Consider the following 25,807-nt stretch of genomic DNA (forward strand, 5'->3'; position numbering starts at 1 on the left):
ATGGCAATCTATAAATTAATGGAGGCTTATATGATTACCAATAAACGAATTATTACGGGAATTCTTGCAGTTCTGCTTGGGTGCATGCCTGCAGCAGAAGCAAATATATTTTCTGATAGCTATGCGTCTTTTAAAAACTATCTCTTCAGCAAAGAAACATTAAAAATTGCTGGGACCCTTACCATTGGAATTATCATTGGGGCTTTAATCACCAAATTGAAATGGAAGACTCCTCAATCGATGCCACAAAACAATCCTCAACCTGCGCAACAACCCCCGATTAAAAAAGCAGATACAGCTGCTCAACCAAATCCCGGCAAGCAGGAACAACGTTTACCTGCTCAAAATGACGGTAAACAAGAAATCGTTTTTCCGATATCTTCAAACTCAAAAATCGAACCAATTGAAATTAAAAAAATAGAATCGCTCGTACAATCTTCTACTAGCGGTGACTGTGCATTTTATGCCTTGCATAATGCGCAATCTGTTTTTGATAATTTTGAAAAGGGTAAAGACATTGAGACCACAGATAACTATCTAAATCAAGAGCTATTCAAACTCAATCTAATCGCGTGGAAAGAAGAAACGGGCAATTATCGAGAAGCTATCGCATTAAAAAATGAACTACAGCAATTGCTGTTTAAGAATGTTCAGTGCCCACGAAGCCGTAAGCACACAAAAAATGATAAGCCTTCTGAACTTTGCTTATGCATGAAATACATAGGCGCTTTCGATAATTTTGGAAGAGGCATCGCAGAAATTGAAACAGAAAACAAGAAAACTTTTGTTCTCGATAAATCATTCATTCTAGATATTTTAAGACAACAATTACGTATCAAAGAATTAATTGAAAATTTCAATACCTATTTTCCCGGTGAATTTGAATTAAAAGTAACACCTCAATACCTTCAAGATCTTGTTAAGAAGTTCATAAAAGATACAACGAACGAATGGTTGCAAAGTGATGAAATTGAAGCCCTCATAAAATATTTCCCATATGAACATCGCAACAAGATAGACGTTTTAGGTAGTAAAAATGAAATTGAAAACCACCAATTGTATAACCAATATGATCCGACAAAAGATTATATTCGTGTCCACATTCTCGGAACGATGAATGAAAACAACGTTAATTCTCGTGGTCATTGGTATTGCTTGGCCATAACAAAAAGAAGAAATGAAAAAGCTAAAGCATATATTTTTGATTCTCTTAAGCACGATCTGCATACAGAAACAGAACCTGAAGTATTACAATTATTGGCAGAACAAGGGCTAGACGCTTCGGCATTAACGGTTGAAGAGATCGACCGCACTAAAGAGCCTGAAGTAGTAGCTCTGGTACAAGTGTACGAAAAATGGTTTGCCAACCCAGCCAATTGACAATTTGATAATTAATGCAATAATTATTGATATAATAAGGGACGAAAAATACCATGAATAACAAAAACTTTGTAATTCTCGCACTAGTATTTGGCATTGCTTTTGCCCCACTTGAAGCAAATATTTTTACCCAAAGCTTTGAGTATTTGAAAAAACGCTTCGAATCTCTCGATACACAAAAACAAGAAGCTGTCCGCGCAGCTGGTGTTCTCACCGTGCTTGCAGGTATTACGAGCTCGCTCTTATATTTATCAAAAAAATATCGGCAGTCTTGCGATCTCAACCCTGAAATTCAAAATCGAATTAAACATCTTCCTAGTACCGAGCAAGATGAACCTGCAACATGCGGTATACATGCATTTCACAATTTACGAACCGCAATTGAACTTCATAAAAATGGAATAACTTTAGATAATCACGGACAGTTTGTCGATGACGCAACTTTTAAATTAGCGTTAAATAAAGGGGGACAGGGTAGAAAAAGTTATAAATTAATTGTCAAAGAATATCGAGAAAAGGCAGAAACTAAAGCATATTTGCAAGAAAAGCTAAAAGATTTCCTAATCAGTATACCAGCGACAGATGAAAACGATAAAAAAGTTTGGGGCCAATATAGAGAAGCTCTTGATAATATTGCTAAAGGTCTTGCTGACTATTATATAGAAATGAATGAGAAAAAATTTACGGTTACTGAAAAAGAAATAAATGCCATTTTTAGAAAGCAAATGGCTAACTTCCCACACCTTCAGAAGTCAGAAAATATAAAAAAATTCTTACCGGATCTTGCAAAAATAAAAATTGAAGTTGATGATGATCTCATTACTGAACTTGTGAAGAAAAAGCATTCTACGCCAGATCAATGGGTCGAAGGAGATGAAGTTAAAGAACTAGCTTCTCAATTTCATGACTCAAATGATCGTTCTGGTATCATTGTACTTGATGATGTAAATCAAATTGATTTATATCAGCAAGCAATCGATGACTGGCGCCAGACTGAAAATGGTCTTTTACTATTTCCAATTGGCACCATGAGTGAACAAAACCCTTCAGGTCGTGGACATTGGTTCTTGTTAATAGCTCAAAAATTAATGCATCGTCCAGATTACTATACTACAGATTCACTTGGGATAGATCGCACAAAAGATCGCCGCGTAATTAAAATAATAAAGAAACTTGAACCGGAACCTTATCGTTTTTCTTTCGAAAAGGCTCAAAGCAAATTCAATCAAAAAAATAATTTAACTTTTGATATGAAGCACTTCGTACAAACAAAAAAATAAGTTAATTGTTACTTAAAACGCGTTTTTTTAATTCTTCTTTATCTCTAATACCGTCATCAATCTGAATTTTATAAGCCCGCTTAATAAGCTTTCCTAATTCAGGGCCTGGTTTGATAACATCCAGCAAATCTCTCCCTTGTAAAATCGGCTTTTCCGGTTCGTGAAGTACGAAAGCCTCTTTCGCTTTCTCAAGAAATGAGGCAACATCAGAAAATTGCTCGGTAAGAGGCGCCCCTTTTTTAGGATTTCTTCCTTGTCTATCTGCAAGCATAAGCTTGCCAAGCATCTGCATCGAAATCTCTGGAGCCAATTTGCGCGCAAGTCGTTTATAGGCGGGAAATTTTGCATTATTCTTAACCAGTTGGCCGGGCTGCATATGATAACGAGCTAATTTTGATATGCATGAAATAAGATCTTTATTGCGCATAATTCGCTTAAGCATTCTCTTAGCGAGTGTTTCACTCTTTTTTTCGTGCCCATAGCTTATGATCTTTCCATCAAAAATCTGAGTCGTGCTTAATTTTCCTAAATCGTGGCATAATGCTGCATACACAATTTTTAATTTTTCTTCTTGCGATGCATATTCAAGGGCGGCCGCGGCATCTAAAGCCTGTTTAGTATGTTCGTACACATCACCCTCAGGATGCCAATCCGGCTCTTGAGGAACTCCTTTGGTAGCTGCAATCTCTGGCAAAATATCTTTGAGTCTGCCAATCTCATCAAGCCAGGAAATACCAAGCGATGGTTGTTTCGATTTGAGCAAAAGTTTTGCAAATTCCGCTTCGATGCGTTCTCGAGAAACAGATTTGAGATCCATTTCTGAACATAACTTATTTAAAATTGCATCTGGCTTCATTTCAAACCGCCCGACAAATTGCATTACGCGATAAAAGCGCAACGGATCTTCAATAAAAAAAACAGGATCTGGCGCGCGCAATATCTTCTTTTTTAAATCGGTAAATCCATCAAATGGATCAATCAACTCAAACGTGATTAAATTAATCCCCATCGCGTTAATCGTTAAATCGCGGCGCGCAAAAGCCTTTTCGTAAGAAAGATTTGGATCAAGTACCACCTCTGGTTTACGCCCAAAGGCATCGCTGCGCGGAACGGACCAATCGGCCTCAAGCCCATGCGCACGCAAAACGCCAAATGCTTTACCAACCAAACTTACCTGGCCAAATTCACCAAGTACCGCTTCAAGTTGTTGAAGCGAACAATTATAAACTTCGATATCTAAATCTTTAAGTGGCAATCCTAAAAACAGATCGCGCACCGCTCCCCCAACAAGCAATGCTTGGCAACCGCGCTCAGCGAGTTTTTGCGCTATCGACTGCACTAATGGATAGTGCTCATTAATAATCTGAGTGAGGCGCTTTTGAATAGTTGCATCAACTTTTGTATACTGCATGGTGACATCCTGATAATTTACCGTGCGTAAAAAGGTACTTTTTATGAATCAGCTTTTCAGTGTATGCATTATCAGCTGCCTCTTGCAACTAATATCATTGCCCGCAAGTGGAATTTCGCTCCAGTCAATGAATAGTTGGATCTCAGGCGGGCAACAAGAATCTGGTTACGAAGAACATCATTTTAAACCACTTGGTACTTTAAATGTGCATAATGAAACGGTCGGCTCAATTGTGATAAAAACATGGGCACGCCCAATGCTGGTGATCAAATCGGTAAAACATATAAAAGAAAAAAAGCCAAAACCTACTATGCATATTTCAGTTGATGAAAAACAGGCATCGATAACAATACCTAAACCGATCGATGACGGCATCAAAATAGATCTTGAACTCATGATTCCTGAACAAACCACCGTTTCGATAACGGGACGCGGCCCGGTAAAAATAAAATCGGTCGATGGCATCATGTATATAAAAACGCAAGATACGATCGACGTTCGGCACATTGGCAATTCAATAACCGCCATTTCTGAAAGTTCATGCTCGATCAGTTTTCATACGATTCCACTCAAAAGCACCATTTCCATTACCGCAAAAGATCAAATCGAGCTCGCATTGCCCCCAGAAACAAATGCACAATTAAATGCAAAAGCGGAAAACGGCTCGATTAACTGCCAACTCTTTTTTACCTTTAAACCCTTCTGCACGAAATTAAATAAAAATACCTGGAACCAAATGCGCAAAGAAATTACCGGCTATTTAGGGAACGCACAGCAATTGCCTGAAGAGAGAAACGCAGAAAATTCATTTGCAAAAATCGACGTATGCTCCAAAAACAAATCTATCAATATAGTTAATAGTCGCGATTAGTGACAAACTCACGGAAAAAACAGATTGATCAATGTGATAATAGTGCTGAGTTACAGTTCAAAAAATTATGATCAACGAGTATGCAATTAAAAAAATATTGCATGAACACCGATTACATGTTACCTAAATTGTATTACTATAGAAAAAATATCAATGTCATCTGTTTTAAAAGGCATCCCATGCACCTTCTCCGTTTTTTGATCATCCCTTTTTTGATTGCATCCTCAGTTTTTGCAGAAAGCACACCGCTTCTAGAAACAATCAAAAAATCTGAAAATGAGTTAGAAGTTTCTATTCTATTTAATCTGGAACCGCAAGAGCTTCTCTATAAAGATGCACTGCATATTTCGGTTGATCATCCGGATATGTATGTTTCCGCTCTCCAACCTCAACAAGAACCGCTCAAGCGTTATGATCCAGCAACAAAAGAAACTCAATTGGTATACGTTGATCGTGCAGAATTTAAGGTAGACGTTAAGCAGAAAAATGACACTCCACTTGCCGATGCTTTTTTACACCTTATGTACCATATCAATACCGATCGTGGCCCAGGGCATATTACCAAGCCGATTTCCTTCCAGAATCAGTCAGCTCAGGATGAAAGCGTAATTGTACAAGATGAAAAAAACTATAATGCAATAAATAAAAATAGTGAGCAAGCTGCTCCAAAAAAATGGTCTATCTCAGAAAACATTTCTCAACTAATTGAAAATACTAATTCTTTGCCCATACGCTTAGCTCTCGTTTTTTTGCTTGGCTTACTTTTAAGCTTAACCCCTTGTATTTATCCGATGATTCCGATCACGGTCGGCATTCTCCATGCGCAAAAGAGCGCTTCATTGCTCGGAAATTTTGCGCGAGCAGGAGCATACACTCTCGGCCTTGCAACAACGTTTGCACTGTTAGGGCTTGGCGCAAGCTATACTGGCCCGATCTATGGAAAATTACTTACACATCCAATTTTTATACTGTTTATTGTCAGCTTTCTTGCCTATTTGGCGCTCTCAATGTTTGGTCTTTATGAAATGTACGTGCCACGCTTTATGCAACAATCAGGCTCGCATCGTTCACGCTCCGGCTCGCTTCTCTCCGCGTTTCTTTTTGGCACCGCAAGCGGCACCTTTGCATCGCCCTGCGTTTCTCCCGGACTCATTCTGCTTTTGAGTATTGTGGCAACGATGGGCAGCATGTTCATGGGATTCTTATTCTTGTTTATATTCGGGGTAGGATTAAGTACGCCTCTTTTAATTATTGGCACCTTCTCTAGTTCACTTTCTTTGCTTCCGCAAGCTGGCATGTGGATGCTTGAAGTAAAAAAACTTTTTGGGCTCCTTCTTTTCGGCGTGTGCTTTTATTATCTTTCCGTCATAATACCATGGCACATTCTGATGATATTCGTTGCTCTCTTTTTGATTGCGGTGGGAATCGTTTATCTATCTGCAGATCAAACGCATACTTCACGACGCTGGAAAAAAATTAATAACGCACTTGGAAGTTTATTTATTATTGGAGCACTTCTCGCGCTTTCAGAGGGATATAAATCGTACGTTGCATGTCCGCACGATGACTTTTGGCAAACACATTATCAAGAAGCACGCACACTCGCATTGCAAGAAAATAAAAAGCTTTTTATCGATGTATGGGCTCGTTATTGCTCAATTTGCAAACTCATTAATAACAGCACTCTTAAAGATGATGCGGTAAGAAATGCGCTCAGCAATTATATACCGCTCAAAATTGATGGTACCGATGAATGCGAAGAATCATATAAGTACGTAAAAGAGAAATTTAAGATCGTCGGCCTTCCTGCATTCTTGATTGTAGATCCGGCTACTGAATCTATCGAAAAACGCTGGTCGAGTGAGCTCTATCAGATGCCGCGTGACGAATTTATTCATGAGCTGAACGTTCACTATAAAAAATAATTAATATTGAAATGCAAAAGGGCGCTTTCTCAAGCGCCCTTTTTTATTGATCAATAAAATCTCGTAACTACGCACCTTTAAAGTAATCGCTATTGCCGTTTTTTTTATTGGCAGTCATTCTCCGCTTATGTTCATGAAGCTGATCATAAACGCTATCGATCACCATATCGATGAGTTGATAAGCATGCGGCCCTTCTTTAAGCGCCATCACTTCATGATGAGGCGTTTTTACGCGCAATTCAGCTTGACTGTGCGCATGCGGAATTCCTGGGCGCACGGTGAAATCAATATATACAGGCCCTGCATTATCTTTCAGAAATTCTTCAATTTTTGGCAATCGATCGTTGATATAGTTTTCAATGGCAACAGACGAATCCATGCCTTGAAAATGAATCTTCTTGTTCATGCTCTTTTCCTCTCAAAAAAAATTAATTTCTTTTTCTCAGAATAAAAAGAACTGGCACACCTACCAGATCAAAATGTTCGCGCATTACATTTTCAAAGAAACTTACCTGGCTCTGACCAAACCATTTTGGTTCGTTTACATAGAGCAAAACAGTAATTGGAGCGTTGCGCACCTGCTCTGCGCGATAAAGCATCAATAATTTCGATTGATAATAAAGAGGCGTTCGTTCAAGCGCCGCTTTAAATACCTGTGTGAGCTCAAGATCGTTCAGTTTCTGCGTATTACGTTCCCAAACTTTTTTCACGAGCGGTAAAATTTTGCCGATATTTTTTCCGGTTTTGCATGAAATCGTAAGCGAAGGGATTTTTTTAATAAAATAATCGTATCGTTCTAGATCAAATGCTAAATCTTTTCTATTGAAATCGGTCATCAAATCGTCTTTATTGAAAAGCAGAATGATTGCTTTGCCTTCTTGAAAGCAATAAAATGCGAGTTTCAATTCTTGATCGCTCATGTGCCCTTGCGGAGAATCGATCAATAATAAAATAATCGATGCGTTTTTTACCGCGCGAAATGATGATTTCACCATCATCTCTTCAAGCGATTCATCGATCGATCTTTTTTTACGAATACCCGGCGTATCGGTCATCGCAATTGTTTCTTGATAGAATTTGATTGGCTCGGTGATCGCTTCGCGCGTAGTGCCCGGTTGATCAAAAACAATCGATCGTTCTTGTTCCAAAAGCAAATTCATAAGAGACGATTTTCCTACGTTCGGCTTACCAAGAAGCACCACTGAATAACGCGGTTCTTCTTCTTTAATTTTTGCGTGTTTTGGAAGCGCTGCAAGAATTGCATCCAGAAGCTCTGCAATTCCAGTCCCATGTTGTGCTGAGATCGGGAATTGTTCATCAAAGCCGAGTTGTACAAATTCATAAAGCATTTCTTGCGCTTGATTGCTATCCATTTTATTAATAGCTAAAAGCACTTTATTTCCTTTGCGACGCACCACTTGAATCAATTGGCGATCGTCTTCAGTTAATCCTGCTTTCCCATCGACGACAAAAAGAAGTAAATCAGCCTTTTCAATAAGATCAAAACCTAATTGGCGCACACGCTCGCCCAATGGATCGTGCACTTTATGAATACTGATGCCACCGCTATCAATTAATTCAAAACAGGTATCTTTCCAGCAAACCGTATCGCGCACAAAATCTCGCGTAACTCCCTCGTAATCGAGCGTCATGCTTTTCACGTCGGTCGATAAACGATTAAAGAGTGTTGATTTGCCTACGTTGGTTCGCCCAACAATTACTACTTGGGGTAATGAACTCATTGCTGTACCTCGCTGATAATACCGGGAAATGTTTCAAGAATGCGATGTGCTTTTTTCCATTGTTCGCGATCCGAAACATCGAACGGCTTGACCCGTTCAGTTGGTTTAACTGTTTTTTTTTCGTACGAATTGCGGCGTTGCTGCCATTGATTTTGAGGGGCCGCCGATTGCGGTGCCGCTTGTGGCCGTGCTGATTGCTGCGCAGTTGGCATTGGCTGTTTTGGCGCTACCGGTTTTGGGGCAGCAATTTCAACTGAATGATCAATAAACGATGGATGAAACTGCACCTGAGCGCCAAAGCTTAATTCTATGATCGGTTTCCAAACTGCTTTCGTGTTTTCTATTCGCTCTTGAAAAAAAATAAAATCTTTGCCAAATGCTACTTCGAGCTTGCCCGATTCTTGCTCAAATGAAATAAATCGTGCTTGCTTGAAAAGAGATATCAGCAACGGATCATCTAATTTTTCTATCGCGAGAACTACCGTGTGCCAACGATTATCGATCTTTGGCGTTTCTTGAGCCGATTGCGCAGGTTGTGCTAGTGAATTTTCAACTACAACTGCCGTATTGTCTTTTGGCGTGCTTTGCGCAGAAATAGTTACTGGCTTTACCGCAGAATGTTTTATGGTCGGTTTACTGGCTGAGCCGGATGTAGATGATTGCTTTTCATGCGTGCGCAAACAAAGCGCCATAATAAGCGATTCAAAAAGGCGATGTTGCGAAGTTGTTTTTAAAAACAAAAGTTCATGATCGTAAAAAAGCTCAAGCGCCTGGCTGATAAATGGGAGCGAGCACTGCTTGCTGAGCGCAGTTACTTCTTGCGCAAGTGGCAAATACCGCTCAATAGTTTTACCGTTATGAGCCCATAAAAGAGCACGCAACAATTCAATAAATGAATCCCAAAGCGCTGGTGCTGATCGATCCTGCACTTTATTCATCTCAAACCAAGAAATTACCTGTTCACTTGATTCGCTTAAAACCGCCTTCATCAACTCAATAAGCTGGGTATCATCAATATAGCCAAGCACGTCAAGAACTGCTTGTTTGCCGACGCTTGCATGAGAAAATCGAACACGCTCCAGCAAGTTAATTGCATCACGCACCGATCCTTCGGTGTGCGTTCCGATCAAAGCAAGTGCTTCATCTTCATAGGCAATAGATTCTTTTGCGCATAGGTCTTTCAAGTGATCGACCACTTCTGGCATCGCTACTGGGCCAAAAAACACTTGAAAGCACCGTGAACGAACCGTATCAATAATTTTATGAGGATCGGTTGTTGCCAAAATAAAGAGAACTGAGCGTGGCGGCTCTTCTAAAATTTTTAAAAACGCGTTAAATGCCGCCTTGCTGAGCATATGAGCTTCATCGATCAGGTATATTTTCTTTCTGCCAAGCAGCGGAAGCAACGACGCCGCCTCAATAATTTGGCGGACATTATCAACGCCTGTATGAGATGCAGCATCAATTTCTATAAAATCTGGATGACGGCTCTCAAATAATGCAACACACGATTCACACGAAAGGCATGGAATTGCTCTATTTCTTGGATCTTTTTGGAAGTTTGGCAACTGCTCACAGTTTACCGCAGCGCTAAAGATACGGGCGGTAGTTGTTTTTCCACATCCCCGCTGGCCCGAAAACAGGTAAACAGGAAAATATCGATCGAGATATAAGCTATTTTTGAGCATGCGAACTACGAGCGATTGGCCAACAATGCCATCAAACGTGCGCGAGCGCCATTTACGCGTTAGATTTAAATCCATGATAATAACCCCATACACGCCCGTTCGGCCGTGGTTTCGGGGACCCCAAAAAAATTATTTACGAAATTTAGCTTACCAAGAGAAGCTTATATTTAGAGTACAATAAAGGGGAAGTTCATACAAGAATCGACGTGCCCTTGCTGCTTCCTTTCGGACCTGACAAATTAAGCATTCTATCTTTACAAACTTCCCCAATTTTTAATTGCGCGCATTGCATCAAAAATTAAGAATTTTTAGGACACAGATAAAGTATATCTGATTACTCAAAAATCAACAAGTCCAGGTGACTCTAAATCAAATCTTAATCAAGTTTAACAACGCGCTCTTTATCAATTTTCTTTAGATATCCTTTATTCCACAAATTCCAAATTGAGGCAGAAATAATTTCGGCACTTCGAAGGGAGTAACCACCTGAAAGCGTCATGCATATTGGAACTTCATGTTCTATTGCTTGCGCAAATACGAATTCATCCCGATCTATAATACCTTTCTTAGTCAATTTCATCCTGCCAAGCGCATCCTCCTCAAATGGATCAGTTCCTGCGTTATAAAAAATAAGATCAGGTTTTGCTTTATGTATTTTTTGAAATTCATCTAACGCTTCTGGCAAAGCTTTCTTTACGCTCGCAATATATGCGTGATTGCAATTTTGACACTTTCCAGAATGCTGCACGCCCTGACAGTAAATATCTTTTGAAGTTAATTTTTTATGTATTTTTTCTCGAAGCTCGATACTATCACTCGCATAGGGAAAATTTTTCTCATTATAACAATCAAAGAAATATACATTCGGATCATTTTTTAAACATGATTCGACACCATCGCCTTGATGCGCATCAAGATCAATATAGAAAATCTTTAAATCTTTTTTTTCTTTCTCCCGCAGCTTTTGAATCGCTAAAGGAATATCTGCATAGACGCAAAAACCGCTTCCATTATCCTGCTTTGCATGATGGTAACCGCCTGAGAGATTAATTGCAGCACCGTGATCAAACGCCAATTGAGCAGCCATTACCGTCCCTTGCGTTCCATATCGCATAGGTGAAAGTAAATAGTGCTGCAAAAGAAAATTTGGAATTTTGGCGACGGGAACTTCTACGATCTGTTGAATCACCTTTGAAGAGCTTAAAGAATTCAAATATTTTTCTGTGTGAACTTTTAGCAGATCTTCTTGCGACACTTGGGATGCTGGTTGATAAAAATGTAAATCAGAAATTTTCCATTTTGTTTTTAATATATGTGCAACTTTACTATATTTATGTGAGTCAAATGGATGAAGTTTTTCTATACCAAAAAAACCAATGTCGTAATTTTCATGGTACACCAAAGGAATTTTTGTGCCATCATAGTGCCAGCGATCTTTTAATTGCCATGCAGCATCCCACCCCTTTTTTGCCACAATAGCTGTACCTACGATCGCAGCGCATTTAGTTTTGAAATCCCAATTGAGAGGATTGAGATCCATCGCTTGAGCTTGATAATGATTTGATCCAATTGCGATGAATAATAAAGTAAACAGAGGTTTGGTAATATAAGAATTACGAATCATGAATTGTGTCCTTAATCGAATATCTAATCTTAATTACTGAGGTTTTAAATATTTATATATTTTATAGGCACAATAGCATAATGCAGCATACGTTGTTGTTTTTACACCAAAATCAACATATCGCATTTTCTCTTCTTTGCTTACTAAATTTGAATGTGCTTTATGAAATTCATCATTCAGCGCAGGTTGAAATTCTTTGAGTGTTGCAGCACTTACTGTTTGTTCCGCTTTTAATAAACGATGATTATGCAAAATAGTTTGAATCGATTTTATTTCTTTCTCATTCTCATTACGTTTTAATAATACCACATGTTCTCTATAATTGCGGTTCATTGGCATTAAATAAACATTCTTGTTTCCATTTAATACTAGCTTTGCATAAAGCGCTTGTGCATCAGAATAAGCAAGTTGTGGATCGTTCTTATTGTGAATAATGACGACAGGAATATCAGTTGGTATTTTATCGGCATTGAGAATTGGTTGCTTGCCACCGGGAGAATAAAAAGGGAACATTGCTTTGGCAAAATAAGGCATCCAGTAATAGCTTAGAGGCAAATTGGCTAATTTAGGTGACATCATTTCTTTTACCGTATGGTAAATTGCGCTATTTCCCGAACCTAAAACAGCCTCCATTATTAATGCTTTAACCTTTTTTTGATTTTCTGCTGTATAATTTATCGCTGTTGCAGTTCCTTGCGAAGAACCATGAATGATTACTCCTTCAGCATCTGAATCTTGAAGAATAGGCTCCATTGTTTGTTTCAAAAGATTGATACAATTTCCCTGGCCCAAATCTGGAGAATTTTTCCCAAATAAATCTGCAACCGTATTTATCCTAGGAGTATCTACCGCAATCGCTTCCAGCTGAGGAAGTACTTTATCAATATTCCCCCCTCCAAGTCCATTTTGACCGGGGATAACAAGCAATTTGATTTTCTCTTTTGATTTTTGGTTCGAGCTTTCCATAGCATAAGCAGCGTTAACCGCCATGCTAAGAATTAATCCGTAGATAATATTTTTTTTAAAATTCATAGTTTGTCCCTAAGCATTAATTTGATTTTCTTAAAAAAGTAAACCATTCCGCTTTTATCGGCTCAATATTTAAGTAAACTACTGTCTTATCTGTTTCAGATTCATCAGCTTCCCATTTTTCAGATTTCTGATTTTCATTGAGTGATAAAGTTGCAATCCCCGCTTCACCTTTGTAAGGATCTTTTGTAAGAAAAATATTTTTTGAATCCTGTTTTTTTTGCAATGTCTCTGCACACAACTTCTTGTAATGAAGCAAACTTCTCTTGAGCAAACTCATCTCATCTTGAATATCACATGTAGAAATAACATCAGCATGAGATAAATTCTTATCTTTTATGTAGTTGAGGTAACTTTCAGCAGTGTCGTGTAAATGAAAATTGACTACTGCATGTGGAAACATTTTTTTCAATGTCACTGCAAGTTGATTCTTTGCCGAACCAATTCCATGAATGTCACCCTTTAACATTTCCTTAATCTCTTCTGGCTCTTTCTCCCCTAATCCCCATTCTTTACGAGCAAATTCAGCCATTTCACTTAGAACTTTTTCGCTAAAATCAAACGATTTATCTGAATCCAATTTTCTGTTGTTTTGAGCAACATCTAAATATTTAACAAACGGAGTATATTGAAAATCGATCAAATGAACATCAAGCTGTGCATCAGGCTTTAAAGCCAATGTCTTTGTCAATAAAACAAGATCCTGAAAATTACCTCCAGACGCAAAAGAAACATAATTTGCTGACCCATTTGAATTTAATTTTCCTAAGAGCGCCGAACTCACTTTTTCTTCAAATACTTCACGGTATTTTGGCTGATAAGATCGACTCAAAAGACATGGCCCCCATCCCTCTTTAACACATTCTCCAAGTAAAAATATTGGCGATTTTTGTTCATATTTTATAAGTAATTTATCTGATTCGCCTATTAGTCTTTCCGTATTCTCTACTTTATCTAATCCAGACTTCTTCGCTTCCGATTTAAATTGTTTGCGAATGCTATTTGCTTGTACTAATGCCACATTTGGATTACATATAAGACTATCAATCAATGCTGGGTTCTTAAAGGAATCATAAAGATAAACACCCATTCCTACAGCGGCACCAATAAATAATGAATTAAGATTATTATCATTTGATGAATTAATAAATCGCTTAGCCGCAGCATATGAACCTAAGCCGGCCGTAGTTGCTTTTAGCCATCTTGCAGTAAGAGGATAGCGAGCGCTTAAAGCTGGCTTATATGGGCGAACCTCACTGGATTTGATTTTCCCGATTTCTTTTTTTGAATTATTATTCGATTCCATTGCAGAAATAGGAACCATTAAAATAACCGCTATCGACAAACCTAATAATTTCTTGAACTTACCAAACATTTTTTATTCCTATTAAATAGTTTATAAACACACAGTAATTTCAGATTGCCATAAATTTTTAAAAAATCAAGAAAATTATGCATTTAGGCATTTTTGATAGTGAGGTATAATCAAAGAATTAATTGTATTTATCAAATTCTAGCAATTTCTTTTTCCGTTCCATTCCCCAGCGATAATTATTTATTTTTCCAGATTTTCGAATAACGCGATGGCATGGAATAAGATAGGAAATATTGTTTTTTGCAATGGCGCTTGCAACGGCGCGAGTTGCAGTTGCTTTTCCTAGCGCATGAGCCACTTCTTGATATGAAACAATGCTACCTGCTGGAATTTTAATAAGCTGTTTCCACACTTCGATTTGAAACGGAGTACCTTGTAATGCTAGAGAAAACGTTTCACCACTCTTTTTAAAAATAGCTTTAATGATTTTGGGAATTTTCTCTTGATCAGAAATTAATTTCACCTGTGGCCATTCTTTTTGAAGTTCAAGTAATCCTTGTTCTTCATTATCATGAAATGAAAGATGACAAATATATTGATCTATTAAACCAACCAAGCAAATGCCAAATTCAGTTTTATAAAATCCGTAATTGATTTCATAGTTTGTTTTATTCTTGAGAATTTGTATCTGTAGTTTCATTAATAATATCCTGAAGCTCTTTTTCTCCTTGCCACACTTTATCTAGTGCCGCTTGAATCTTAATGAGGAGCTCCTCAAATGCAGTGGCTTGTTGCATTGAAACAGTCGCCACTTCCTCTTTTATTTCATCGCTTAAGTTACCTCCATGTACGTCATAAATTGCTTCAATATACTCATTGTTAGCATCCCTCTCTTTAGAGAGTTTATCATAAAAAGATGCTCGCAAGTTTACCGGCAATACTTCTGCGATTTTATTTACATTATTTGTGTGAAGTAACAAACTCTCATCAGAACCCTGGAATTTTTCATGTATCATCTGAAAAAAAACGTCTTGAGTATCTGGAATCTCTGAAGCAGAAATAGCAAATCGATTTGAATCTGCAAAAATCGAGATTGAACTCAATAAAAAAACAACTGCGAACATGAATTTTTTCATAATTTTCCCCGAAAAAAAATTACTATCTTATTTATTAATAAAGAGATCAGAAAAATGGTGTTTATGAATACTTGCTGCATCAGGCGATGCGTGGCGGAGAGAGAGGGATTCGAACCCTCGATACCCTTTTCAGAGTATACATGATTTCCAATCATGCTCTTTCGACCACTCAGACATCTCTCCGTACAAAAAGAACTGCCCCAGTATTTCCGTACTAGGGCAGTTTTATTACTTGATTATTCGTCTTTTTTAGGACGCGGCTTGAACGCCGGTGCACGACGAGGTTTCGCTTCAGGAGCCTTTGGCAGATCTCCAGCTTTTTTACGTGTGCGAGCACGCTTTTCTTCTTCTTCGCTACCTTCAGCAGGCAACATTTGCGCTGCATCTTCTTCGATTCTTGCTGCTGCAGCTGCGGCCGCTTGCTCTTCTTTAAGTTGAGCAGCTTTTTCTTGGCCACGAGCAATAGCGTCAGCTAAATAATCCAACATAATGCGAATAGAACTTACTGCATCATCGTTTCCCGGAATTGGATAATTCACCATTGATGGATCGCTATTGGTATCAACCAATGCTACCACAGGAATTCCCATTGCATTAGCTTCACGGAGTGCTGTTTGTTCTTTTTTCACGTCAACTAGAACAACCGCTCCAACTGGCATTGAGAAATTACGGATGCTACCAACGTTTTTCATCAAACGGTCGACCATTTTTTGGTAAACGCCGTATTCTTTTTTCGTGTAAAGATGTTGATCAGACTTTGAAACAATATCTTCAAAGTGAAGTAACTTAGTGATCGACTTCTTAACTTGAGAGTTATTGGTCAGAGTGCCACCAATCCAGCGATGGATTACATAGGGCAATTTTAGGCGTTGGCCAACTGTTGTTACCGGTTCTTGTGCTACCTTTTTGGTACCAACGAATAAAATGGTCTTTTTTGTCGCAGCTACCGATTCCAAAAATTGAGCGGCTTTTTCTAAGCGATCGCCCGTAGCTTTTACGTTAATCAAATGGATATTGTTGCGATGACCCCAAATGAATGGTTCCATTTTTGGGTTCCAGCGCGAGGTCTTATGACCAAAATGCACGCCCGCTTCAATAAGTTTTTTTAAATCTATCATGAGGAAAATACCTTTCTGGGTTATTGCAATTGTTCCTTGGGTTATAAGCAGTTTCTGCCTATTGAACCACCCATCTTAAGAAACAAGGGATTAATAATTGCTTTAATTCTAACAAACCAAATAAAAAATACAATGTATACCGCGGGCTATTGAGATTATTCTTCTTGTCCTATAACTTCATTAGCTGCAATGGCCTTTGTATAGCGACGGCCAAGTAATGCAGCAGTGATCGTCCAAAGCAGAATAATCGAACCGAATAATCCACTAGCAAAGCCCGCACCGGCACCCATGAAAACGGTGAGCATATTAACGCCAGAACCGCTGCCCCGAGCCAATTTTGCTCCAAATGCATCAATCCAAGACTTCGACTTGAATTTAATCTCTTTTACGGTCGGAATGTATAAACTTTCTCTTACTGGTTGAGCAAATGCATAGTTAAAGGATTTAACCAGCACGTATACCAATATGTTTGAACTTACAATGAAGTACCAAAGTAATCCACCAGTAACGAGGGGGATTAAAATCAGGCAACGTTCTTCGCCTAGCCAACGCAATAATGCACGCGTACCAATGACCGAGATTAAGAAACCAATAAAATGAAGCATGAACGCTTGCTCAAAAAGCTTAAAGCTAAAATCGGAAACGTTTGTCGCTGACGATTCAATAACGCCTAAACGATGATATCCCAAAATGGTATTTACCATTTCATAAAAGAAAAGCATTCCGAAAATACCAAATACGTATGGCTGTTTGATGAGCATAGAAAGACCCGTAAGTAACCCTACCTTACCGCTCTCTTCCTCTTTTTTCTCATGTTCTTTTTCAAATTGATACACAGCCTCATAACCATGCAAATAGCGGCCAGGAACTTTTTTCATCAGAAAATAAATAACAACAGGTACAAGAATTACCATGCATGAAAAGAAACAAAGTAGCAGCTGGTGGTTCACCACATCGGTGAACATGCGTTTTCCATCTGCAAAATGCCAACCTAAAAGCCACCAAGCAAATCCGGCACTCAGCATGCCACCAATTTTTGACCCGGAAACCATCCAAGCATAATTATTTTTTGCAGTTTCCGGACTGTTTACTGAATTGGCAAATGCCCAGAAAAGACTGACCACGAATGGCGCATAACCTTCAACAAAAAAGTAGAAAAACCAACCAAAAATTCTGCTCGGGCTCGCATCGGTGTTTTGCAAACCAATAACAGAATGCCCTAAAACCGAAGCGCATATAAAGCCGACTATTCCATAGAACGCTGCGTAAACATAGAGCAACTGATAACGGCGCAAGCGATCTACTAAATAAGCGTAGAAAAAAATTGCTGGAATAAGTAAGAACGTTTCAAGAATTCGCGCAACGGGAACATATTCACGCCCTACAATTGCTACAAAAATCGAGTCGCGAAGCTCTTTAATAAGTGTATAAGAACCAATAACCAAGAAAAACGACAAGCTCAACAACAAAAATTTTAATCGTTCATGCTTATCTTGCCCTACCGCAGCCATAAAGCTCTGCGCATATCGCATAATCATTCAACGCCCCTATGAGTTTTAAAAAAGAACAATTTTCTCATTTCTCCCAGATGCTATTTCAAGCGGTATTTCTTGGGGTCCCATAAAAACCTGCGTTTCTAGGGATAAAAAAAGGCCCTCTAAACTCTGGTGAACTTAGAAGGCCTTTTTCAAATTACATACACACCATCAACTGCACTTAAACAACAACACTCTTTGCATCAACCGCTTTTTTGAACGTACGGCCGAGATAAATAGTAATTGGAATCCAGAATGCAATAATACCTAGTGACGCAAAGGTACACATCATAATGAATTGATCAAGGCCCGCTATAGCGCCATATTTTTCAATGAACGTTTTACGCCACAAGTTAACACTTGAGCCGAGCGCCTTAGAACCACGAGAACCATACATTTCAATGAACGCTTGCGATTTATATTTCGCATCTTTGGTCGTTGGAATGTAAAGCTGTTTCATAGATGGTTGGTTCAACGCATAGTTGACCGCTTTTGAGAATACCATGATCCAGAAAAGCACACTTACAATTGGATATGCTTTAAAGGTAAGAACTGCGACTGCAACCAAAATAGGCAGCAATGCCAATGAAGCACCAAGACCAAGTACACGTTGGATCTTGTTAATGCCAAGCGCGATGCTCAACATAGAAACAACACCCACCCATGAACCATACGCAGCCAAGTACTTTGTCAGTTCATGTTGAACAGGAAACTGAGCAGTCGCCAAGGTCTTGAAGTTGAAATCCAATACGGTAACAATTACTTCGTAGAATGAAATAATTGCAAAAATTGCAAGCAAGTAGCCTGAAGAGAAGATAAGACGCAATCCTTCAAAGAATCCAGGTTCAGAATCATGCTTCTTCTCGCCTTTACCATGATAACCAACGAGTTGCTCTTTAGGAATTGAGGTCATGAAAATTTTTACAAGAAGCATGATCAATCCCATTACAATTGCAGCGCCTGCAACTGCCCCAGAGTGGATCAATGCACTATGAGCCGCCGCACCAACTGGCAACTCGCCTTCTGGAGTCATTTCGAAATGAGCAAAATTATGCATAATGAAGTAGAGCGCGAGTGGACCAAAAATATTTCCAAGTTGGCCACCGAAAGCTACTACTGGATAGCCACGCTCAGCAGAATCGGGCTGCGTGGTGTCCGCTGTGAATGCCCAGAAAAGAGCAACAATCAACGAACCAAAGCTTTCAACGTATACATACCATGCCCAGCCCCAAAGATTATCAGGACGCGCACCAGCACTCAATCCGACAGTCGAATGGTTCATAAGGAATGCAAACACGATTGCAAGCACACCATAAATCGTGCATAGAGCATAGAACATTTGCTGACGAGGGAACATATCAACCAGTTTTGAATAAATCAAAACGAGTGGAAATACTACGACCAAAGAAAGCATTTTTGCTCGTGGAATGTAGTCAACGCCTACTACCGCTTGAAAAATAGAGTCTTTGAGCGGACGTAGAAACCAGTACACACCGATAACCAACCCAAAGATCAAAGATAGAAGGCCAAATTTTTTGAGCTCCCCTTCTTGAAAATCTCCCCACCACCACCGAGCAATTTTGGTAAGCATATATTCCTCTCTTTACCCAAATTGTTAAAAAGATGTAAAAAAGAACAGTATTAACGTGTTGTTACTTTAGCAAAAGATTCAGCATTTGTAAAAATAATATGCATAATCTCACTTCAATCGACCACTTTCTTTACATTGAGCATCACTCCTTTTCTATTTGTATAAGAATAGCCAGTCCCCTTATTTTTTTAAGCTCATTTTCAAAGTTTACTCATTACACTTATTTTGATAAAATTATAAGCAGAATAGATTACTTGTTCTACAAGACAATGCAATATACCCTTAAGCATATTTTATACTTTTTAAGCGATGTGTACTACACACGCCCGAAAAATGCCCAGTTTGAAATAAATCCTCAATAGAGTGAGAGACCGATGACACTAGAAGAAACAAGCTTGATGGAGACATCTTCAGAACAACCTGTAGGTTCTGTACTCCCTTTGCTTCCCCTTAAAAATATTATCATTTTACCCAGAAGCTTACACCCCATTATAGTAGGCAGGCCTCAATCTATAAAAGCGGTTGAATATGCTTTACAACACGGAAAAGCGCTTTTTATTTCTACTCAAAAAGACCCGAATGTTGAAAATCCGACCGCTGATGATGTTTTTGTCTACGGTACCCGTGCTACTATCTTACAAATTGCCCGTGTCGCAAACGGATCATTAAAAATTGTTGTAGAGGGAATTTGCCGTGCCCGCATGGCTGGCACTGAGCAGTTTGATGGATTTTTAGGTGTGCACTATGAAGATCTTCCAACAACTTCTCTTGAAAAAACAGTAGAAATCGAAGCACTTTGGCGCCATCTAAAAAAACTTTATGAAGTGTATACGAAGTTAAACGATAAGGCTCCGACCGAGCTCGTGAGCATGGCTAAAAACATCGATGATATGGATGCGATAGCCGACACGATGGCAGTGCATTTGAATTTATCATTCTCAGATCGCCAAGATCTTCTTGAAACAAATGATCTTAAAGATAGATTGGTAAAAATCTGCACCTTTCTTGCAAAAGAAATAGAAATTCTAGAGACAGAACAGCGCATTGGTGGCCGCATTCAAACGCAGGTTGAAAAAAGCCAACGCGAATATTACTTAACAGAGAAAATGAAAGCGATCCAAAAAGAACTTGGGCGCGATGATCATTCTACTGAGATCAATGCAATACGAGCAAAAATAAAAACACTTGGCCTATCAAAAGAAGCGCAAGAAAAAGTTGATAAGGAACTCAAACGCTTAGAGCAAATGCCGCCTCTTTCTTCTGAGGCGGTTGTTTCGCGCACGTATGTCGATTGGATTATTTCTCTCCCATGGAAGAAACTCAGTAAAGATACTATTAGCCTTGCAAACGCTGAAAAAATCTTAAATGAACAGCACGCAGGTCTTAATAAAGTAAAAGAGCGCATTATCGAATTTCTGGCAGCGAAAAAATTCTCTAAAAACATGGAGCGTTCTCCTATTATTTGTCTCGTCGGGCCTCCTGGTGTTGGTAAAACATCGCTTGCTCAATCGCTCGCTCAAAGTTTAGAACGTGAATTTGTTCGCATTTCACTGGGCGGCATTCGAGATGAGGCGGAAATCAGAGGGCATCGCCGTACCTACGTTGGTGCGTTACCAGGAAAAATTATTCATGCAATGCGTAAAGCAAAAACGATTAATCCCGTAATATTGCTTGATGAAATCGATAAAATTACACGTGATTTGCATGGCGATCCGGCAGCTGCGTTGCTTGAAGTCCTCGATCCTGAACAAAATAAATCGTTCTCCGATCATTTCCTTGAAATCGAATATGATCTTTCAAAAGTTATGTTCATTGCAACTGCAAACATGATTGAAGGAATTCCGTATCCACTCTTCGATCGTATGGAAATTATAACGCTTCCTGGCTACACGGAAGATGAAAAAGCAGAAATCGCGTACCACTTTTTGGTTCCTAAAAACCTTAAAGAGTACAGCCTAACTTCTGAGCAGTTTGTACTGAGCAATGAACTTATGCATTATATTATTGCACATTACACAAAAGAAGCGGGAGTTCGGCAACTTGAACGCGTCATCGCTAAACTGATGAGAAAAGTTATTCAACAGTTGCTGCATGATAAAAAACTCAAATCAATAACGATTAATCATCAGCTGATTAAGGAATGGCTTGGTTCGCAGAAATTCAAAAAAACCGTTCTTGATCAAGCACGCCATCGTATTGGATTGGCAACAGGTCTTGCGTGGACAGAATTCGGCGGCGATATTCTTGAAATTGAAACAACCGTTATTAGTGGTAAAGGCGGTTTAACGCTTACCGGCCAATTAGGCGAAGTGATGCAAGAATCTGCGCATGCAGCATTAAGTTACATTCGTTCTCGAGCGGCTGAACTTGGGCTTCCGCCAGCATTTTATTCATCGAAAGATGTGCACGTTCATATTCCCGAAGGATCAACTCCTAAAGATGGCCCTTCTGCCGGCATTACGATGTGCGTTGCACTCATTTCTGCGTTGACTAAAAATCCAACGCGGCCTGAAGTAGCAATGACGGGAGAAGTTACCTTGCGCGGCCGAGTGCTTGCAATTGGCGGCCTGAAAGAAAAACTCATCGCTGCGCAGCAACACGGGATGAAAAAAGTAATCGTTCCAAAAGAGAATCAAGATGAAATGGAAGAGATTCTTAAAGAAGTAAAATTGAATCTTGAAATCATTTTTGTAGAAACGATGGACGATGTTCTCGTTCAAGCGCTCGTTAATAATCCGTTCAAAAAAGCAAATACGGCTAAAAATAATGAGATGGAACGTAAAACGATTAAAAGATTGAGAAGAAAAAAATAAAACTGTTTAAAGAATAACAAAAAGGCGGCTAAAGAAATTTTCTATAGCCGCCTTTTTTATTTGGTTATTACTTTATTGCCATTTGAACGCTTCCAATAATACGCGCATTTAACAATATCTGTGGTTATAAAATAAATGATGCATAAAATAGCAATGATTAAAAGATGATGCGGCTCAAGCTTGGTAAATGAAAATAAGCGTCGCGTGAATGGTATAAATGGAAGCGCTACCGCAGCGGTACCCGAAAGTAATGCAAGCGCAACTAATGTAGATGATGGGCGGTGTGCTCGAAAAAAAGGCCCTTCAGTTCTGATTGAAAAAATAAATACAAGTTCTGTTAAAATGCTTAAACAGAACCAACCTGTTTGCAAAACAACCGGTTCATATCTTCTAAAGATCGAAAAATAAATTAAATCAAATATGGTACTAACGATACTTAAAATAACGATCGGTGCAAGAATATCGCCCGTTTGATAACTAACTGGTTTTCGTATTTGCTTTGGATCAACCGCATCAGTAGAAATCGCAATCATTGGCAAATCGCTCATAACATTAAGAATCAATAGTTGCATGGGCAGCATCGGTAAATAATCGATCAAGAGAGTGGCGATCGCTAGTGAGTAAAAATTTCCAAAATTAGTGGATAACGCTGTTTTAATATATTTAAAGGTATTAGCAAAAATAATCCGGCCTTCTTCAACTCCATTAACAATAACAAGTAAGCTTTTCTTTAATAATATCACATCTGCAGCGTCACGCGCGCTATCAACTGCATCTTCTACCGCTACCGAAACATCTGCTATTTTTAATGCTGGCCCATCATTGATGCCATCACCCATATAACCAACTTCATAGCGTGTCTGCAAAATCTTAATTATCTCTAATTTTTGATCAGGAAGCACTCGCGCAAAAGCATTGTATTTAAAACAAAGTGCCTGCTTTTCATCAGCCGATTTATTTATTAATTCTGCTCCAGTGAGAACTTCTGTCGCATCGGTAATCAAACCTATTTGTTTGCACACTGCGCCAACAACTTCTTTTATGTCGCCGCTTAATACTTTTATTTGTATTCCTAATTTCTGCGCCTTATCAATCGCCTCATGAGCAGTGGTTTTTATAGGATCAGCAAAAGAAATCCCACCCAAAAGTTCAAAATTATTTTCATTATCTTGAATGCTCTTGAGAGGGGCTCTGTCCTTTTGTACCGTTCTTATGGCAACTGCTAAGACTCTTCTTCCTAATCGGCCTTCATTTTCAGACCATTCAAGAAAAGATTTTAACCATTCCTTATCTGGCGTTGCACAATGCGAAACAATTTCATCAACCATTCCGCGCTCAATAATTTCTGTATCTGTTCCATGCTGTACAACCACGAGATTTCTTTTGGTTTGCGGATCAAATGGTATTTCGCCAATTTTTTTATACTCGGATAATTTTTTTGTTTCTTGCGCAACTGCATCCCACAATACACGATCAAAACCTTTGGTTGCTTTGGGAATTGCGTCGTAGGTATTTTCTGCCGCAAGCAATGCGCTCCAGAGGAGGCGCTTTTCGTCTCGGGCATAACTGCCAGCTATAGTTAATGAATTTTGAGTAAGGGTTCCTGTTTTATCAGTACAAATTAATTGCACACTTCCTAAATCTTCAATTGCCGAAAGTCGTTTCACAATAACTTTCTTTTTTGCAAGACGAGAAATACCTTGAGATAGTGAAAACGTGACTACAACCGGCAAAGCTTCAGGGATGACCGTAATTGCAAGCGCTAATGAAAATATAAAAAGATCAAAAATATTAACGCGTCCTGCTTTCAATAAAACATTTGCACCAAAAACACAAATGAGCGTTGTAAACACCAGAATAATGATAATGTTTCCAAGGCGACCCACTTTTTTTGCAAAACTACTTTCTCGCATTGTGGCGATCGTCAAATAAACGAGCGCGCCCATTTGCGTCGAACTTCCGATCGCAAACACCACGCCAACCGCTTTGCCGCTCGTGATCAAGGTGCCGGTAAAAAGAATATTTTCCGCTTGGGTTGGCTGATTAATGGGACCTTTAAGATTTTCTGCCCGCTTACTTACAGGAAGCGATTCACCAGTTAATACCGATTCATCAACTTGAACATTTTCTGCCATGATTAAACGAATATCGGCAGGTACTCGGTCTCCGGGAAATAAAAGAACAATATCTCCTGGCACCATTTGTTCGCTTGTTATTTCTAATTCTTTGCCATCGCGAATCACTCGTTCCCGATGCACTAAATATTTCTTAAGTAAACTCAGTTGATTTTCCGCGTGATATTCTTGGTAAAATCCAACGACGACGTTAATGGTAATAAAAAGCAAAATGACAATGCCGTCGTACCATTCCTGCACAGCGAGTGCAATAATCGCAACAATCGCAAGTAAATAAAAAAATGGTGATTTCAGTTGAGCGAGAATAATATGCAATGCATTACGATCATGCTCCTGAATATAGTTTGGGCCATACTGCTGTTGACGTTGCTTGATTTGAGATGTTCTCAAACCAGTATCGATCGATGTCTCTAACTTCTTTAACAGTTGATCAAGTGGGGTTGTCGCATAAAAAGTAAATAAGAAGGGAGGGGCTTCATTCATAAAAATCCTTTTTTATTCGATTGCTTCTTTTAGTATTCGTTTTTATGCGGGGCCTTTTTTATGAGAACTTGCACAACATCATTCATCTGAGCAACGATTTCATTGGGAGTACTTTGCGATGAATCAATAATGTAAGCTCCTTCTGGCACGACAAGCGGTGCTATTTGCCTACTTGAATCTCTCTGATCTCGCTCTTCTATCATTCTTTTTACGAGTTCAATTTCCACCGGATTTCCCCGCGCGATCTGATCCTTACTCCAGCGATGAGCTCGTACCTCAACTTGTGCTGTCAAAAAAAATTTACCAAGTGCATCGGGAAAAACTACAGAACCGCAATCGCGTCCCTCAACTACTACATTTTCATTACGCACTAATAAGCGCTGCAACTGTGCAACAGCTAACCGCACATCTTCGTTCTTTGCTATGATTGATGCAAGCTGATCCAATTTCGCCTCTTTTAAAAACTGTGTAATTTCTTTGCCATCAAACTTTGCAACACCACCAGCATTATTCAACATATAAGAAAAGCGGTTACCAAAAGCTTCCTGTATATCGGCCAACTCAATATCTTCTATCTGTTGAGGCGAATAGCCGAACGAATGAGTCAAAATATAAGCGAGCGCACGAAACAAAAATCCACTGCTTAAGCAATTCCATCCGAGCCGCTGAGCTAATTCTTTTGCAATAGTCGATTTTCCACTTGCTGTTGGACCATCAATCGTAATAATCAT

The 25,807-nt window shown here is 39.0% G+C and carries 19 protein-coding genes, 1 tRNA gene and 1 other RNA gene; 5 read left to right on the forward strand and 16 right to left on the reverse strand.

The features are described 5' to 3' along the window. Positions 1-30: 30 nt before the first annotated feature. Both VHO47_03465 and VHO47_03470 read left to right on the forward strand, forming a co-directional pair. Positions 31-1,380, forward strand: coding sequence for a hypothetical protein (locus tag VHO47_03465; GenBank protein ID HEX2978151.1), 1,350 nt, complete (start codon positions 31-33; stop codon positions 1,378-1,380). Positions 1,381-1,433: 53 nt separating this feature from the next. Continuing rightward, positions 1,434-2,660 (forward strand): hypothetical protein, encoded by a 1,227-nt coding sequence (locus VHO47_03470; protein HEX2978152.1) that lies wholly within the window; start codon positions 1,434-1,436, stop codon positions 2,658-2,660. 1 nt (position 2,661) lies between these two features. On the opposite strand, the gene VHO47_03475 is transcribed toward VHO47_03470, so the two are convergent. After that, on the reverse strand, positions 2,662-4,071 hold the full coding sequence (locus VHO47_03475; protein ID HEX2978153.1) for an HD domain-containing protein: 1,410 nt from the start codon (positions 4,069-4,071) through the stop codon (positions 2,662-2,664). Between the two features lie 43 nt (positions 4,072-4,114). Here VHO47_03475 and VHO47_03480 point away from each other — a divergent pair, with 43 nt between their 5' ends. Together VHO47_03480 and VHO47_03485 are read left to right on the forward strand one after the other, a co-directional pair. Further along, positions 4,115-4,942 carry a hypothetical protein gene (locus VHO47_03480; GenBank protein ID HEX2978154.1) on the forward strand — a complete coding sequence of 276 codons (828 nt, stop codon included), beginning with the start codon at positions 4,115-4,117 and terminating at the stop codon, positions 4,940-4,942. A 179-nt stretch (positions 4,943-5,121) separates the two neighbouring features. Beyond that, the gene (locus VHO47_03485; protein HEX2978155.1) at positions 5,122-6,867 is read left to right on the forward strand and encodes a cytochrome c biogenesis protein CcdA; all 1,746 of its coding nucleotides are present in this window, start codon (positions 5,122-5,124) and stop codon (positions 6,865-6,867) included. 67 nt (positions 6,868-6,934) lie between these two features. Here the strand turns inward: VHO47_03485 and VHO47_03490 are convergent, their stop codons facing one another. From VHO47_03490 to VHO47_03550, 13 genes are all read right to left on the reverse strand, one after another. Then, positions 6,935-7,273, reverse strand: a complete 339-nt coding sequence (locus tag VHO47_03490; protein HEX2978156.1) for an HPF/RaiA family ribosome-associated protein — start codon at positions 7,271-7,273, stop codon at positions 6,935-6,937. A 22-nt stretch (positions 7,274-7,295) separates the two neighbouring features. Then, positions 7,296-8,609: a ribosome biogenesis GTPase Der gene (gene der, locus VHO47_03495; GenBank protein HEX2978157.1), complete on the reverse strand. Its 1,314-nt coding sequence runs from the start codon at positions 8,607-8,609 to the stop codon at positions 7,296-7,298. Next, the gene (dnaX, locus tag VHO47_03500; GenBank protein HEX2978158.1) at positions 8,606-10,372 is read right to left on the reverse strand and encodes a DNA polymerase III subunit gamma/tau; all 1,767 of its coding nucleotides are present in this window, start codon (positions 10,370-10,372) and stop codon (positions 8,606-8,608) included. Before dnaX ends, der begins: the two co-directional genes overlap by 4 nt. Before the next feature lie 101 nt (positions 10,373-10,473). Then, an RNA gene (ffs, locus tag VHO47_03505) (signal recognition particle sRNA small type) lies at positions 10,474-10,568 on the reverse strand. 105 nt (positions 10,569-10,673) lie between these two features. Then, entirely contained in the window at positions 10,674-11,921 is a 1,248-nt protein-coding gene (locus tag VHO47_03510) for a histone deacetylase (protein ID HEX2978159.1), read from the reverse strand. Positions 11,922-11,954: 33 nt separating this feature from the next. After that, on the reverse strand, positions 11,955-12,953 hold the full coding sequence (locus VHO47_03515) for a hypothetical protein (protein ID HEX2978160.1): 999 nt from the start codon (positions 12,951-12,953) through the stop codon (positions 11,955-11,957). Positions 12,954-12,969: 16 nt separating this feature from the next. Continuing rightward, positions 12,970-14,325 carry a hypothetical protein gene (locus VHO47_03520; protein HEX2978161.1) on the reverse strand — a complete coding sequence of 452 codons (1,356 nt, stop codon included), beginning with the start codon at positions 14,323-14,325 and terminating at the stop codon, positions 12,970-12,972. A 118-nt stretch (positions 14,326-14,443) separates the two neighbouring features. Then, positions 14,444-14,965, reverse strand: coding sequence for a methylated-DNA--[protein]-cysteine S-methyltransferase (locus VHO47_03525; GenBank protein HEX2978162.1), 522 nt, complete (start codon positions 14,963-14,965; stop codon positions 14,444-14,446). Then, a complete protein-coding gene (locus VHO47_03530; GenBank protein ID HEX2978163.1) occupies positions 14,934-15,401 on the reverse strand; it encodes a hypothetical protein in 468 nt (155 codons plus the stop codon). The genes VHO47_03525 and VHO47_03530 overlap by 32 nt, the downstream gene beginning before the upstream one ends. Before the next feature lie 91 nt (positions 15,402-15,492). After that, a tRNA-Ser gene (locus tag VHO47_03535) sits at positions 15,493-15,584 on the reverse strand. A 53-nt stretch (positions 15,585-15,637) separates the two neighbouring features. Further along, the gene (gene rpsB / locus VHO47_03540) at positions 15,638-16,519 is read right to left on the reverse strand and encodes a 30S ribosomal protein S2 (protein HEX2978164.1); all 882 of its coding nucleotides are present in this window, start codon (positions 16,517-16,519) and stop codon (positions 15,638-15,640) included. 155 nt (positions 16,520-16,674) lie between these two features. Continuing rightward, positions 16,675-18,057: an Npt1/Npt2 family nucleotide transporter gene (locus VHO47_03545; GenBank protein HEX2978165.1), complete on the reverse strand. Its 1,383-nt coding sequence runs from the start codon at positions 18,055-18,057 to the stop codon at positions 16,675-16,677. 178 nt (positions 18,058-18,235) lie between these two features. Further along, on the reverse strand, positions 18,236-19,645 hold the full coding sequence (locus tag VHO47_03550; GenBank protein ID HEX2978166.1) for an Npt1/Npt2 family nucleotide transporter: 1,410 nt from the start codon (positions 19,643-19,645) through the stop codon (positions 18,236-18,238). A 374-nt stretch (positions 19,646-20,019) separates the two neighbouring features. Between VHO47_03550 and lon the strand changes: the two genes are divergently transcribed. Next, positions 20,020-22,458, forward strand: a complete 2,439-nt coding sequence (lon, locus tag VHO47_03555; GenBank protein HEX2978167.1) for an endopeptidase La — start codon at positions 20,020-20,022, stop codon at positions 22,456-22,458. Positions 22,459-22,514: 56 nt separating this feature from the next. Here the strand turns inward: lon and VHO47_03560 are convergent, their stop codons facing one another. Together VHO47_03560 and cmk are read right to left on the reverse strand one after the other, a co-directional pair. After that, positions 22,515-25,076, reverse strand: coding sequence for a cation-transporting P-type ATPase (locus VHO47_03560; GenBank protein ID HEX2978168.1), 2,562 nt, complete (start codon positions 25,074-25,076; stop codon positions 22,515-22,517). 29 nt (positions 25,077-25,105) lie between these two features. Further along, positions 25,106-25,807, reverse strand: coding sequence for a (d)CMP kinase (gene cmk, locus VHO47_03565; GenBank protein HEX2978169.1), 702 nt, complete (start codon positions 25,805-25,807; stop codon positions 25,106-25,108).

This window comes from Candidatus Babeliales bacterium (assembly GCA_036260945.1).
Taxonomy (GTDB): Bacteria; Babelota; Babeliae; order Babelales; family JACPOV01; genus JACPOV01.

Excerpts from the sequence above, each read along its gene's own strand:
- cmk (HEX2978169.1), bottom strand. The coding sequence starts at position 25,807 with ATGATTATTACGATTGATGGTCCAACAGCAAGTGGAAAATCGACTATT.
- VHO47_03520 (HEX2978161.1), bottom strand. The coding sequence starts at position 14,325 with ATGTTTGGTAAGTTCAAGAAATTATTAGGTTTGTCGATAGCGGTTATT.
- VHO47_03515 (HEX2978160.1), bottom strand. The coding sequence starts at position 12,953 with ATGAATTTTAAAAAAAATATTATCTACGGATTAATTCTTAGCATGGCG.
- der (HEX2978157.1), bottom strand. The coding sequence starts at position 8,609 with ATGAGTTCATTACCCCAAGTAGTAATTGTTGGGCGAACCAACGTAGGC.
- VHO47_03485 (HEX2978155.1), top strand. The coding sequence starts at position 5,122 with ATGCACCTTCTCCGTTTTTTGATCATCCCTTTTTTGATTGCATCCTCA.
- dnaX (HEX2978158.1), bottom strand. The coding sequence starts at position 10,372 with ATGGATTTAAATCTAACGCGTAAATGGCGCTCGCGCACGTTTGATGGC.
- rpsB (HEX2978164.1), bottom strand. The coding sequence starts at position 16,519 with ATGATAGATTTAAAAAAACTTATTGAAGCGGGCGTGCATTTTGGTCAT.
- VHO47_03550 (HEX2978166.1), bottom strand. The coding sequence starts at position 19,645 with ATGCTTACCAAAATTGCTCGGTGGTGGTGGGGAGATTTTCAAGAAGGG.
- VHO47_03490 (HEX2978156.1), bottom strand. The coding sequence starts at position 7,273 with ATGAACAAGAAGATTCATTTTCAAGGCATGGATTCGTCTGTTGCCATT.
- VHO47_03470 (HEX2978152.1), top strand. The coding sequence starts at position 1,434 with ATGAATAACAAAAACTTTGTAATTCTCGCACTAGTATTTGGCATTGCT.
- VHO47_03475 (HEX2978153.1), bottom strand. The coding sequence starts at position 4,071 with ATGCAGTATACAAAAGTTGATGCAACTATTCAAAAGCGCCTCACTCAG.
- VHO47_03530 (HEX2978163.1), bottom strand. The coding sequence starts at position 15,401 with ATGAAAAAATTCATGTTCGCAGTTGTTTTTTTATTGAGTTCAATCTCG.
- VHO47_03560 (HEX2978168.1), bottom strand. The coding sequence starts at position 25,076 with ATGAATGAAGCCCCTCCCTTCTTATTTACTTTTTATGCGACAACCCCA.
- VHO47_03465 (HEX2978151.1), top strand. The coding sequence starts at position 31 with ATGATTACCAATAAACGAATTATTACGGGAATTCTTGCAGTTCTGCTT.
- VHO47_03510 (HEX2978159.1), bottom strand. The coding sequence starts at position 11,921 with ATGATTCGTAATTCTTATATTACCAAACCTCTGTTTACTTTATTATTC.
- lon (HEX2978167.1), top strand. The coding sequence starts at position 20,020 with ATGACACTAGAAGAAACAAGCTTGATGGAGACATCTTCAGAACAACCT.
- VHO47_03545 (HEX2978165.1), bottom strand. The coding sequence starts at position 18,057 with ATGATTATGCGATATGCGCAGAGCTTTATGGCTGCGGTAGGGCAAGAT.
- VHO47_03525 (HEX2978162.1), bottom strand. The coding sequence starts at position 14,965 with ATGAAACTACAGATACAAATTCTCAAGAATAAAACAAACTATGAAATC.
- VHO47_03480 (HEX2978154.1), top strand. The coding sequence starts at position 4,115 with ATGAATCAGCTTTTCAGTGTATGCATTATCAGCTGCCTCTTGCAACTA.